This is a genomic window from Terriglobus sp., assembly GCF_965201105.1.
Classification (GTDB): Bacteria; Acidobacteriota; Terriglobia; order Terriglobales; family Acidobacteriaceae; genus Terriglobus.
In genome coordinates, this window is the sequence record NZ_OZ241741.1 from 675,627 (window position 1) to 688,604 (window position 12,978).

Consider the following 12,978-nt stretch of genomic DNA (forward strand, 5'->3'; position numbering starts at 1 on the left):
CCGCGATGGGCGAAGTCTACGGTCTGATCGACTGCAACAATTTCTACGTCTCGTGTGAGCGAGTCTTCCGGCCTGACCTGGAGGGCAAGCCCGTCATTGTGCTCTCGAACAACGATGGGTGTGCTGTCTCAAGAAGTGCGGAGGCCCGAGCCTGGATACGCATGGGAGATCCCGAGTTCAAAATCCGGGACATCATCAAGCGGAAGAAAATCACCGTCCTCTCCAGCAATTATGCGCTTTACGGCAGCCTCAGTCAGAAAGTATCGGACACGATTCACACGCTGGTCCCCACAGTTGAGAACTACTCCATCGACGAGAGTTTTCTGAACCTGGGTGAGTTCAACAGCAGGGAAGTGGAAGCGCGCGCGCGCGAGCTGCGCGGCCGCGTCAAGCAATGGGTCGGCATCCCCACGTGTGTTGGAATCGCGCCGACGAAAACGCTGGCGAAGGTAGCCAACTTCATCGCAAAGAAACGGCCGCAGTACGTTGGCGTCTGCGACCTGCGTTTGGAGTCGGTGCGTCGCGAGCTGCTGCCCACGGTGCCGGTGGAAGAGGTCTGGGGCATCGGTGGAGCCTCGGCCGCCAAGCTCGCGAAGCTTGGAATCCAGACGGCGGCGGACCTAGCCGCGCTCGAACCGGACGATGCCCGCGCCCTGATGACGGTGACGGGCGGCCGCACCGTCTACGAGCTGCGTGGCGTCCCCTGCATGCCCTTGGAATTGGTGGAGCCGACACGGAAGGGGATCGCGGTCACCCGGAGCTTTGGGAAGCCGGTCACGACCTGGCTGGAGATGCGCGAAGCGCTGGCCAGCTACGCCACCCGCGCAGCGGAGAAGATGCGGCGGTACAAGGTCGCAGCCGACAATCTGTTCGTCTTCATGCACACCAACACCTTCAACAACGATCCGTTCTATTCGAACGGCGCCTCGGCCCGGTTCCCGGCCACGACGAACGACACCGGCGAAGTGGTCGCCCTCGCGGTGCGCCTGGGAGAACGACTGTTCCGCGAAGGTTTCCGCTACGCAAAATGCGGCGTGATGATTACGGAGCTGCTGCCCGAGACGGTCCAGCAGCCGGCTTTGTGGAGCGAGCTGGACCGCGAACGAAGGGAGCGGGTCTGGAAGACGATGGACCGGCTCAATGCCACGCTGGGGCGGGGAACCGTCCGAATCCTGAGCGCCGGGCCGAAGGACGCGGCTTGGAAACTCCGGGCGAAGTACCGATCGCCGCGGTGGACTACGCGGTGGGACGAGCTGCCGAAGGCTAAAGCTTGCTGAGGAGTCTTGATTGACAAAGACTCCGCTTCCGGTTAGTACGCATGGCTCTGGTAATCTGGCAGTCGTCGTATTTCTCACAAATTCTGCAGATCAGAGAAATTTTGAGTGAACATGCGCGTTGGCTGATCAGAACCCAATACTGGATTTCTTCACGGATGTGCGCGATACGCACGTCAGCGGTATAGGCGTCAAAGAGACCTCTTACTACCCCTATCTAGCAAATCTGTTTAATACCTTGGGCAAGGGACTCAAGCCCAAAGTGCGGTGCATCATTCACCCGCACAGCATCGGTGCCGGGCTCCCGGATGGTGCTTTGGTTACGCCCGACCAGAAATCTGAGGAGAATGACCCGCTTGCCTCGGGCCTCATTCCTTCCCGTGGCGTGCTGGAGATTAAGTCTCCGGCCGACGATGCTGAAGTGGTTGCAAACAGCGAGCAAGTCGCTAAATACCTTGCGACCTACGGCCTCGTCCTCGTTACAAATTTGCGGGAGTTCATCCTTGTCGGCCGTGTTCAGGGAAAGCCGGTGCACCTTGAGCGGTTTACCATCGCGGAAACCGAGAAGGCATTCTGGAAGGTCTTGGCAAATCCGGCAAGTCTCGCCGAGACCATCGGATCTTCGTTCTCTGAATATTTGCTCCGCGTCCTTCTCCAAAAGGCACCGCTCACGCTGCCCAAGGAAGTCGCATGGTTTCTGGCCTCCTATGCGCGTGACGCGCAGGCACGAATTGAAAGCAAGGCGAGCCTTCCAGGACTGGCATCATTGCGCGCGGCGCTTGAGCAGGCGCTTGGGTTGAAATTCACCGGCGACGATGGTGAGCACTTCTTCCGCTCCTCGCTGGTGCAAACGCTTTTTTACGGTGTGTTCTCTGCATGGGTGTTGTGGAGCAAGCGCAAGACCACCAAGCCCAACGATTCTTTCAACTGGCACGAAGCCGCTTGGTCATTGCATGTACCAATGATCAAGACCCTCTTCGAGCAGCTAGCAACACCCTCAAAGCTGCAGTCTCTCGGTCTTGAGGAAGTCCTGAACTGGACTGAGACCGCCCTCAATCGAGTCGAGCGCGAAGTCTTCTTTAAGAATTTTGAGCAGGAACATGCGGTTCAATACTTCTACGAACCTTTTCTTGCCGCCTTCGATCCGGTGCTTCGCAAGCGCATGGGTGTGTGGTTCACGCCACCAGAGATCGTGAAATACATGGTTGCCCGAATCGACAAGGTGTTGCGAGTTGAAATGGGCATTGCTCGGGGTTTTGCCGACCCGAACGTGTTCGTACTCGATCCCGCGTGCGGGACTGGCGCATTCCTCGTGGAGGTGCTGAGCCATATCGACGGCCAGCTTAAAGCGGAAGGAGAGGATGCCCTCTCGTCCCATGACGTTAAGACCGCTGCGATGGAACGCATCTTCGGTTTCGAGCTGCTTCCGGCACCGTTCGTCGTAGCCCATCTGCAGCTGGGACTTTTGCTGCAGGACTTCGGTGCGCCGTTGTCGCCACAATTCAACGAGCGAGTAGGCGTTTACCTCACCAACTCCCTCACCGGCTGGAGCCCTGAAAAGGGTGCGAAGCAGGACTTCATCTGGCCTGAGCTGGAAGAAGAAAAGGATGCGGCTGAGCTGGTGAAGCGCGATAAGAAAATCCTTGTCGTTCTCGGCAATCCTCCGTACTACGCCTTTTCAGGCGTTAGCCCTGAAGAGGAAGAGGGTCTTGTTGAGCCCTACAAGAAGGGCTTGGTCACTCAATGGAAGATACGCAAATTCAACCTTGATGAGCTTTATGTTCGCTTTCTGAGGCTTGCTGAACGCCGGATAGCGGAAATGAGCAAACGCGGCATCGTTTGCTACGTTTCCAGCTACTCCTACCTCAACGACCCGTCTTTCGTCGTCGTCAGGCAGAGATTCCTTAAGGAATTCCAGCATGTCTGGATCGATTGCCTAAACGGTGACAGCCGTGAAACTGGAAAGCGCACACCGGATGACGAACCAGATCCAAGCGCCTTCTCCACCGAATACAACAAGGCTGGCATAAGACTTGGCACTGCGATCGGACTATTCGCGAAGACAGGCGAGGATGAGAAAGCAGCAACTGTCAGGTACCGGGATTTTTGGGGCAAGGATAAGCGTGCAGCACTCTACGAGACGCTGGAAGTCGAAGAAAACTTCGATGAACAATACCAACTTGCCAATCCGCACCGGGATAACCGCTTCTCCTTTCGCCCAACAAAACCTGGTCTCGTTTATCAGCTCTGGCCGATGGTTAACGAGCTTGCGTCGGTCGAACCCATCAGCGGTCTGCAGGAGATGCGTCGCGGCGCGCTCATAGAACACGACAAGGAAACGCTCGAAGAGCGGCTGAAGAGCTATCTTGACCCCGAGACTGATTGGAACAGCTTCGCAGCGCTAAGAACCGGTCTCTCAAAAGCGGCAGGGCGCTTTGATCCGCCAAAGGCGCGGCAGAAAATACAGGGTGCCACAACGTTCGATAAGAAGCGCCTGGTGCGTTATGCCATCTTACCGCTCGATAATCGTTGGGCATATCACAGTGCAGCCAGGCCACTATGGAATGAACCACGCCCCGAGCTTCTGGCACAGCAAGCAAAAGACGAACCATTCCTTGTATTTCGTAGATTCGCAGAGCGCCCACGGGAAGGGAAGCCGGGGTATCTGACGACTGCTCTTCCTGACTACCACCTCTTACGACCCAATGTGGTGGCCATTCCCATGCGGCTTGCGAACAATGTACCCGATGCGGCATCGGAAACGGCCTCGCAAACAACCATGTTTGGCGGCGGGGAAGAGTCGCCTGAAACCGCTAACCTCTCAGACACCGCAAGAGCTTACTTGGCATCTCTCACCGACAAGAGCCCCGACGACGATCACGCGCTCGGCCGGGCAATCTGGCTGCACTCCCTGGCCACAACTTATTCGCCACTGTATCTGTCAGAGAATGCCGCTGGAGTGCGCTCCGATTTGCCACGTATCCCTCTTCCTAAGAGCTTGGCCTTGCTCTCGAAGTCAGCCGAACTTGGCGCGACTGTAGGTAAGCTGCTCGATACGGACAAGCCTGTCTCGGGTGTGACGGGCGGCAAGGTCCGTAAGGAATTGGCGTTCCTTGGTCGCATCGCTGGCCCAACCGGCCTGAGCCTCGAAGTGACCGCAGGCTGGGGACGGCTGCAGGGCGAGGATGTCGTCATGCCGGGCTTAGGCCTGACGAAGCCGCGCAATTTCACGGATGCTGAGAAACAGGTGATGGCCGAAGGCGCAATCGAGCTAGGTATTGATCTCGATGACTTGCTCAACATGTGGGGTTCCTCCGCTGTCGATATCTATCTGAACGGTGCGAGCTTTTGGGATGCCGTGCCGCTCGCGGTGTGGGACTACACGGTTGGGGGCTACCTTGTCCTGAAGAAGTGGCTTAGCTACCGTGAATCGTCGGTCCTTGGCAGGCCGATCACCAAAGATGAAGCTCGCGAGTTCATGCAGATGGTGCGGCGGATCGCTGCACTGCTGTTGCTCGACCCACAGCTCGATGCAAACTACAGCTCAGTGAAAGCCGATCTTTACACCTGGCCACGCGAAGAGAACGCCGCAATTCAGGTCACATCCAAAGCGGAGATGCCGACGGTTTGATCGCTGAGAACTCCTCCCGATGGAGTGGTTTGAGAGCGGCTTCAACCTGGAAGAGCAGCCTGCGGGGAGCCGGCGAACGGGTCAACACCGAAGTTGCAAAAGAAAATTTGCGCCGAGGTTGCGCTTTTGTGTCTAATAGAGGAAAGCCGAGGCGGTGTCCACCCGCCCCGGTGTTGTGATCTACCGGTGGAGCAGATGGAGCACTAAGTGCACCACTTTGCCGCCCACCAGCACGAGCGTTCCGATGATTAGGGGGATGTATTCCCCTGGGAGCTCAAAGGACGCACGGCCAAAGCGAACCCGTAAGGGTCGCATAGGCATTCACCAGCTTTCCGACTAAGAAACGCCTCGGGGCGGCAACCCCGGGGCTTTCTGCTTGTCACGGCAGAAACTAGTCCCAAGGCGCTGGTGCCGTGACGCGGACATCGGTCGGCCTCCTGTGATTATAGAGAGCCTGCTGGCGAGCTCGCAGTGCTTTCAAGGCTGGCAGCGCTACATTCCAACCACCACAAGCCTCGGTTGTCGGAAGCTATGGGCTTCGACGTGGAGGTACTGCATTCAGAGCTTAATGTCTCGCATCGACGACCAGAGGTCATGTGTTCAATCGAACAGTCACTCTGGAGGTGAAGAAAAGTTCTAATCAACGAGACTTTTCCGGTTCTGCTACATGCGCTGGTGCTATAACCGTGGTAAAGGCCGTGCATGCAAGCTAAATTGTACGTAGAACCCCGAATTGTTAAGCAGCGACTGGACGAACTCGGTGTGCCGGCCGCTGTTTTCCAGCAGGCCGGCCAGCGGGGCCTTTTCGCACGGTCACAAACGTCATCCTTCGAGCCGAAAATCGCGGCGGGCTTTACTCTCTGGTCCAAGACTGTTGGATCGCTGGGCGAGCTTTCTGCACCCCTCGGACTAGTGACCGAAGCCCCAGCGGGGCATCATCTTGTCATCGATCATGAAAGAAAAAGAGCTTACGCTGTCGCAACAGGTGACGACAGCGTCGGTAACGGTGATCTCACTAAATCGCCCCGAACTCGCGTGGACAAGGGAATACGCACAGAAGAGGGTCTTCAGGAAAATCAATATGAACTCTTTCCTGAACTCGTCCATCAGTTCGAGACACACCATCCGCTCCGTGGATACGAGTTCTGGTGGTTGCTTCTCCATGTAGTGGAAGAAACTGGTGTGCTCCAGATGGAGGTTTCGAGGGGTCTCAAGCTCGACAAGGATCGATGCATCTCTACTTGGATCGAACGCGTTATGCTTGAATCTCAGTCTCTGGGAGATGACGGCTTGCCGAAGAGAGATGCAGACGGTCCCGACGCCGCGGGCGGTGGAGAGTACGATGTCGAGATCACCCGGAGAATCAGTTGAAGACTTTAATGGTGGTCGATTGGCAGTCGCCCGGCGTCGAAGAGGATTCACCAAGGCGAGTCTTGCGACAGCCGTCGGCGTAGATTCCCGATCCATTTCTAATTACGAACGAGGAATGTCGCCACGCGCGGACGTACTTGAGAGGCTTGCCGAGAGGTTAGCCTTTCCTGCGGCCTTCTTCTACGGAAGCTCAATAGAGGAGATCTCTTCCAAGGCTGCGAGTTTCCGTTCTTTAGCGCGCATGACCACTTCTCAGCGAGAAGATGCTCTTAGCCAAGGAGCTCTCCGCATCCACTTGGATAAATGGCTCTGTAGCCGATTCAACATGCCGAAACCGGCAGTCCCTGATTTACGCTTCGAGAGTCCTGAGGCAGCTGCGACGATCGTACGGGCGGAATGGGGATTGGGCGACAAGCCCATTGGAAATCTGACACATCTTTTGGAATCGAAAGGCATAAGGGTTTACTCCCTAGAAGTTTCAGGAAACGAAGTCGATGCCTTCTCAATGTGGAGTGGAGATGCAGCATTTGTGATGCTGAATGTGCAAAAGACTGCCGAGCATAGTCGCTTTGATGCTGCTCATGAATTAGCTCACCTTGTGCTACACAGACAAGGGGCCCCGGTAGGAAAGGAAGCGGAAAGCGAAGCCAATCGTTTTGCGTCATCGTTCCTCATGCCTGAAAGTGATGTGTTAGCAAACACAATGAGAAACCCTGGGATTCGAGCACTAGTGACTTGGAAGGCCCGTTGGAGAGTATCACTGGCCGCCCTAAATTACAGGCTGCACCAGTTGGGTATGAGCACTGATCATCACTACAAATCACTCTGCATACAAATCTCTGCTATGGGACGGAGTCGAGAACCAGAACCCGCCCCACGTGAACAGTCACTTCGCCTCAACAAGATTTTCTTGATGTTGGCCGAAGATGGTGTCACTCGCGCTCAAGTCGCGGATGAACTGTGCATCAGTGTCGCTGAGCTAGACTCGATGCTCTTCAAGCTCACCTTGACTGGAATCAATGGAGGACGCAAGGCTAAGTCCTGTTCTCCACCCTCGCATCATGGTCTAGCCGTCGTTTCTTAAGGTTTAGAGGACAATAGTTGCTATCCGTTGAATAGTTGAACGAGGGTGAAGGCGTGCTTCTGCAAAAGGTAGCAATTGAAAACTTCCGCGGCTTGAAGAACCTGGCTCTCGACCTCGACGCGACAACGGTCCTCATCGGTGAAAACAATAGTGGCAAGTCATCTGTGCTTGATGCTATTAAGCTGTGTCTTTCCCGAAACGTTCGAGGCAATCCCTTTGAGGATCAGGACCATTATTTGGGGTCGAGCACAGCGGCACCAGGTGATGCTGGCGCGATTAAGATCACTCTGCAGTTCAGAGAGAGCCAAGCGGGTGAGTGGCCTCCTGAGGTGATCCAGGCATTCCCCGATGCTGCGGTGTTCGACGCTAGCGGCCTATACAACATCATCTTCATGGTCACGAGTAGCTACGACCAAGCAGTAAAGGATTTCGTCAGCTCTTGGGATTTCCTTGACCCAACAGGCAAAGCGTTGGTCAGGGCAAAGCGTTCGTCAACGCTTTCATCGTTGCAGAGCCTGTTCAACGTTTACTACTTGACTGCATTCCGAGATGCGGCAAAAGACTTTAGCGCAAAATCTGCTTTTTGGGGACCGTTCTTACGGAATCCATTGATCCCGGACAACGTAAAAGCGGATTTGGAGAAGGAATTAGCGGATCTCAATACAAAGATTCTCAATGCAGAGCAGCGATTGAAGCAGGTTGGCACAAACCTGGGTAAGGCTCAGAAAGTCGTTAGCCTTGGAAAGGTCGACACCGTCAGCATCGAAGCAATCCCAAGCCGTATTTGGGACATGCTTTCACGTGCTCAAGTGAACGTCGCTGCCATCACAGGAGCCTCGTTGCCATTGATGAAACACGGCGCCGGAACACAAAGTCTCGCAAGCATCTTCTTGTTCCAGGCTTTCCTTGCTGCCGGTATCGGCAAGGTCGATCCATTCGCCAGTTTTCTATTGCAAATTGAAGAACCCGAAGCTCATCTCCACCCGTCAGCGGTGCGCTCATTGTGGCCGACGCTAAATGCCTCGTCTGAACAGAAGATCATCGCCACTCATTCCGGCGATCTCCTTTCTGAGGTGCCGCTCTCTTCTGTGCGAAGGCTGGTGCGAACAGCTCAAGGTGTCGTGGTCAAAAGCCTGAATGCGTCTGTCTTTGATCCCGGAGAGTTGGATAAGGTTACGTTCCATATCCGCCAGTACAGGGGCGAACTGTTTTTTGCACGAGTGTGGCTCCTACACGAAGGCCAAACTGAATACTGGGTCCTGAGTGAGGCCGCGCGTGCTCTAGGAGGCTCTTTAGATCAGCAAGGCGTCCGGCTTGTGGAGTACGCCAACTTTGGTTTGGGTACTCTGATCAAGTTGGCAGATCAGTTTGGGATCGCGTGGCACGTGGTTAGCGACTCAGACCCGGCAGGTACTGACTACAACGGGATTGCAACTTCTGCACTCAGCGGGAGGCCAGCCGACGCTCACATCACGATGTTGCCGCAAGTAGATATGGAGAGTTTCCTCTGTGCTAATGGCTTCGACCAGATCTACATAGACAACGTCCCCGCCCAGAAATCACAGCAGGTAACAGCAGCACCGGGCACAGCAGAATACTGGCCGCAGGTCATTTCTGCGCTACCGAAAAGACTGAAAATTCCTTGTGCTATCAAGGTCGCTGCAGCGCTGCAGGCGGGGGGAGCGGCAGCCGTTCCCGCGCTAATCAAGTCCATCTTGGAGAAAGCTGTTCTGCTGGGGGCGTAGATGAGCATCGCACTTAACACGCTGAACGAAAATCAACGGAGAGCGGTGGAGTGGACCGAAGGTCCCCTACTTGTCCTTGCCGGACCTGGCTCCGGCAAAACATCCGTACTGGCCTACCGCATCGCCCATCTCCTGGAGGCTTCACCAGAGAAACGCTTTCGCGTTCTTGGACTGACGTTCACGAACAAAGCCGCTATCGAGATGCGCGAGAGGGTGTACGGCATCCTCCCAGGGGGTAGTGAGCGAGCGTTGCTAACGACTTTCCACGCATTCGCTGCAGATGTTCTCCGTCAGCATGGTAGTCACCTCGGCATCTCGCCGGACTTCTCGATACTCAACTCCGATGAGGATCGTGCAGATGTATTCAAGGACGCGCTTCGTTCAGCAGCCGAAAAGGGAGAACTCGTTGACGAGACTGATGTGAGACTCCTGCCCCTTCTGACGAACCTAATTGAGAAGCGAGTAGACCAAAACGCCTTTGCCACCAGAATCAGAGACGAACAGCTTGCAGAACGTCTAAAGCTGCTCTATGCGATTTACTGGCGTGGCCTAAACGAACATAACGCGTTGGATTTCCCCTTGCTCATTTCTCTCTCCTGCGATTTGCTGAAGAGATTTCCGATGATCGCTCGGCACTACCGTGTGGTCTACCCATATGTCTGTGTCGACGAATTTCAGGACACTAACGTAAGCCAGTTCGAGTTTCTGAGCGCCTTGATCGGCAAGGAGCCATCCGGTTTATTTGTGGTCGCGGATGACGATCAAATCGTCTATCAGTGGAATGGCGCGAGCCCAGAACGACTGGATGAGCTGCGCACGATGTTCAATATGACCTCTCTGGAGCTGCCACAAAACTATCGTTGTCCAGCGGCCATCATCGACATCGCAAATAAGCTCATAGCTCACAACAGCAATCGTTCGAAGGGCTCATTGCCATCAGGCGTTGCGCAAGAGAACCCTCATCCACAACCTGTTCGTGTGAAATCTTTTGTGTCACCGGATGAGGAAGCAACGTGGGTTGCTCGTGAGGCCGCGAAGCTGCCTCCAAAGGACAGAGAATTCTGTGCTGTTCTCGCTAGGACGAAGAATTTGGTGGAGCGGGTGGCGAATGCGCTCACGTCTCAAGGCGTCCCAGTTACACTCTCTGTCAAAAAGAACGAATTCCTGAGTAGTCCATTTAAGTGGCTTCATGCCATGCTTCGTCTCGCGAACTCTCGCGGTGACAAGGAGCAGCTTCGCAGGATCTGCAGCGCGTTCTACGATCTGGAAGGCATAAAGATCGTTCCTAGAGACGTTGTTGCTGCATCTTCTGATTTGGGAAACGACTTGTTTCGGGCGTTTGTGAGGGAAGTTCTGGCAAGACAGTCATCCCTCGATCCGCAGTGTTCGGGGCTCTTTGGTGCGCCAGCAACTGAGCTTGCCGATCGGATGAGCTACAAAGCTTTCGAAGTCTCTGCTCTAGAATGGTTTGCCTTCCTCAGTCTTGGAGAACTCGCACTTCCGGACGATAGTTCCGAATCATTCACTGACTACGCGGAAGAGCTCGATGTTTGGAAGGACCTCTGCAATACCGTCGCCCGTAGGCATGGGGTGGAGGACCCCTCTCTTAATCTCTTACTCCAAGAACTAGACCTAATGCCTAAGCAGGCTCCAGCACCGCCCAATGCGGTCCGGTGCTACACCATCCACACAGCAAAGGGCATGGAGTTCGAGAACGTGTTTGTTGTAGGAATGGCAGATGACATCCTGCCCTCCTATCAGAGCCTGAAGAATGGACCTCAAAGTAGAGAAGTTCAAGAGGAGCGGCGGAATTGCTTCGTAGCGATCACTCGGACGAAACGGTGCCTCACCCTTACTCGGTCTCAGAATTACTTCGGCTATGACAAGCAGCCCTCACGTTTTCTGCGAGAAATGGGCTTGAGCGCCGGCTAATGCAGATTAACTCTGCACGCAGCTAAGCTCCACGCTTGGTTCCTAGTAGATGAGCCAGGCGAGTAGCTTCGCATGATCGCGAACCGGGTGCTTCGTTCATATAACCGGGAACTCGCATCTCGCGGAAGTGTTTGGTGGTGCGCTTGTTCGCAAGATTTGGGTTGCGAAGCAGTGACGATCCGATCAGCAATTCTTCCAACTGACATGTTGTTCTGTCGCCGTTTGCGCGCTTCTTCACGAGCTTACCGCGCGGCGTTTGACGCACGATGAAATACAGCAGTGGAGTTCCACGCTTCCGAGCACGCAGAACCTCTCCGTAGATCAGCAATTTGTGCGGTTGAAAGACTTCGCCCTTGAAGGTACCTTTGTCAGTCTTGCCAACGTACCAAGGTCGTATCCCGCGGCCGGCACGGATTGCAAAGATGTAGCAACCGATTGCTCCAGTGATGCCCGGAAGCACATCCTCTGCCGAAAGCCAGAAGTCCTTCAGACGGGTTCGATCTGGAGCACCGTTCGAGAGCGGAATCTTGAATGGTCCAAAAGGTTGGAAGTCGATCATCAAACCTACCGTAAGGTAAAACGCCGTACCGATGAGGTATACGCATTTAGTACAGTCGAGCTTGGGCGGAAATGCGTACTAATAGGTTAGGTTCTGAGCTATTATGACAGCTAGTGAAGCGAAGCCAAGAGCCTATTAGGACAGAACGGGCCAGCGAAGCACCCCACAGGGGTCTTCAGGTCGGCTACCTGCGTGTGAGCGCGCTCGACCAGAAGGAATTGCGGCAGCTCGACGGCTTGGAACTCGACAAGCGGTTCACAGACAAGATTTCTGGCCGCGACCGAAACCGGCCCGGCCTGGATCGCATGATCGAGTTCGTTCGGGAAGGCGATACCCTCTTCTGCCACTCGATGGATCGGCTCGCCCGGAATCTGGATGATCTTCGTCTGCTTGTAAAAACCCTGACGGGCAAGGGAGTAAAGGTCTGCTTCGTCAAGGAGAGTCTTACCTTTACTGGGGAGGACTCTCCGATGGCGAACCTGCTTTTGAGCGTCATGGGAGCCATCGCAGAGTTTGAGCGGGAGCTGATTAAGGAACGCCAGCGGGAAGGGATTGCGCTCGCCAAGAAAGCCGGCGCGTATCAGGGCCGCAAGCGGACCCTGACGGCTCCGCAGGCTGCCGCTCTGCTGCAGCGGGTTTCGGCTGGCGAGTCGAAGACGAAGCTAGCGAAGGAACTGGGCGTATCGAGAAACACTATCTATATGTATGTGGGCCGGGGAGGGAAGTGATGCGTGTCTTGGTCGATGGTCTGGATACGGTGATCGAAGGGGAATTGATCGACGGCGAGCTGCTCGACGTCGTGAGCGGGCAATATGATCTGGACGCTGCTTTCACCGTCCAGTGCCACGACGGGGCCTGCTTTCTGGTCCACGGCTGGCTGGTGGATGTGGAAGTCCTGAATCCTCCTGCTCAATGGGTGATGTAGAAGATGGCGAAAGTGGTTCAACGGTCGATCTGCTGTCCCTGTGGGAACGACAAAGTTCTCGCTCTGGGCCTCTGTGCGACCTGTTACACGCTAAAGCGGCAGGATGAAGAATACTTCGGCGGCCACCGCGAAGAAGTTCTGGCTCGGGACGGCTGTCGCTGCGCCGTGCCTGGCTGCACGACTGTAAAGCGTGGAAAGCGTTCGGTAGCGGTACATCACCGGATGCCGGGCAACAGCGATCCTAAACTGATGATTACGCTCTGCCTGGCTTGTCATGCGAAAGTCACGCGCACGCGGGTCCTCCGTCGTGAATGGCCGCCACTGCTACGGGTTCTATGGCGCGAGCAACACCCGAAGGGGCACGAGCAGGCGGTTCTGAATTTCAAGGAAGGCAAGCCGGCTGCTGAGCCAGTCACCCTGTTCGAAATGAAGAGAGATTGCACCTGATGTACGAGAA

The 12,978-nt window shown here is 55.3% G+C and carries 9 protein-coding genes; 8 read left to right on the plus strand and 1 reads right to left on the minus strand.

The window, feature by feature from the left end; genetic code table 11:
- Positions 1-5: 5 nt before the first annotated feature.
- The 6 genes from ACOFKT_RS02950 (at position 6) to ACOFKT_RS02975 (ending at position 11,037) form a co-directional block, all read left to right on the plus strand.
- Positions 6-1,277 carry a Y-family DNA polymerase gene (locus tag ACOFKT_RS02950; protein WP_419805944.1) on the plus strand — a complete coding sequence of 424 codons (1,272 nt, stop codon included), beginning with the start codon at positions 6-8 and terminating at the stop codon, positions 1,275-1,277.
- Between the two features lie 118 nt (positions 1,278-1,395).
- Entirely contained in the window at positions 1,396-4,905 is a 3,510-nt protein-coding gene (locus ACOFKT_RS02955; RefSeq protein ID WP_419805945.1) for a type ISP restriction/modification enzyme, read from the plus strand.
- A 702-nt stretch (positions 4,906-5,607) separates the two neighbouring features.
- On the plus strand, positions 5,608-6,276 hold the full coding sequence (locus ACOFKT_RS02960) for a hypothetical protein (RefSeq protein WP_419805946.1): 669 nt from the start codon (positions 5,608-5,610) through the stop codon (positions 6,274-6,276).
- Positions 6,248-7,360, plus strand: a complete 1,113-nt coding sequence (locus tag ACOFKT_RS02965) for a helix-turn-helix domain-containing protein (RefSeq protein ID WP_419805947.1) — start codon at positions 6,248-6,250, stop codon at positions 7,358-7,360. The genes ACOFKT_RS02960 and ACOFKT_RS02965 overlap by 29 nt, the downstream gene beginning before the upstream one ends.
- 53 nt (positions 7,361-7,413) lie before the next feature.
- Positions 7,414-9,105, plus strand: coding sequence for an ATP-dependent nuclease (locus ACOFKT_RS02970; RefSeq protein ID WP_419805948.1), 1,692 nt, complete (start codon positions 7,414-7,416; stop codon positions 9,103-9,105).
- A complete protein-coding gene (locus tag ACOFKT_RS02975) occupies positions 9,106-11,037 on the plus strand; it encodes an ATP-dependent helicase (protein ID WP_419805949.1) in 1,932 nt (643 codons plus the stop codon). It abuts the gene before it with no gap.
- 22 nt (positions 11,038-11,059) lie between these two features.
- Here ACOFKT_RS02975 and ACOFKT_RS02980 read toward each other — a convergent pair whose 3' ends face one another.
- A complete protein-coding gene (locus tag ACOFKT_RS02980; protein WP_419805950.1) occupies positions 11,060-11,596 on the minus strand; it encodes a hypothetical protein in 537 nt (178 codons plus the stop codon).
- A gap of 134 nt (positions 11,597-11,730) precedes the next feature.
- Here ACOFKT_RS02980 and ACOFKT_RS02985 point away from each other — a divergent pair, with 134 nt between their 5' ends.
- Together ACOFKT_RS02985 and ACOFKT_RS02990 are read left to right on the plus strand one after the other, a co-directional pair.
- Complete coding sequence (locus ACOFKT_RS02985) at positions 11,731-12,324, plus strand: recombinase family protein (protein WP_419807089.1); 594 nt, start codon at positions 11,731-11,733, stop codon at positions 12,322-12,324.
- Entirely contained in the window at positions 12,324-12,521 is a 198-nt protein-coding gene (locus ACOFKT_RS02990; protein ID WP_419805951.1) for a hypothetical protein, read from the plus strand. The genes ACOFKT_RS02985 and ACOFKT_RS02990 overlap by 1 nt, the downstream gene beginning before the upstream one ends.
- The last annotated feature ends 457 nt before the right edge of the window (positions 12,522-12,978 follow it).

What these genes read in the sequence shown, in the direction of transcription:
- ACOFKT_RS02960 (WP_419805946.1), top strand. Translation starts at nt 5,608, where the DNA reads ATGCAAGCTAAATTGTACGTAGAACCCCGAATTGTTAAGCAGCGACTG.
- ACOFKT_RS02950 (WP_419805944.1), top strand. Translation starts at nt 6, where the DNA reads ATGGGCGAAGTCTACGGTCTGATCGACTGCAACAATTTCTACGTCTCG.
- ACOFKT_RS02990 (WP_419805951.1), top strand. Translation starts at nt 12,324, where the DNA reads ATGCGTGTCTTGGTCGATGGTCTGGATACGGTGATCGAAGGGGAATTG.
- ACOFKT_RS02975 (WP_419805949.1), top strand. Translation starts at nt 9,106, where the DNA reads ATGAGCATCGCACTTAACACGCTGAACGAAAATCAACGGAGAGCGGTG.
- ACOFKT_RS02980 (WP_419805950.1), bottom strand. Translation starts at nt 11,596, where the DNA reads ATGATCGACTTCCAACCTTTTGGACCATTCAAGATTCCGCTCTCGAAC.
- ACOFKT_RS02965 (WP_419805947.1), top strand. Translation starts at nt 6,248, where the DNA reads ATGTCGAGATCACCCGGAGAATCAGTTGAAGACTTTAATGGTGGTCGA.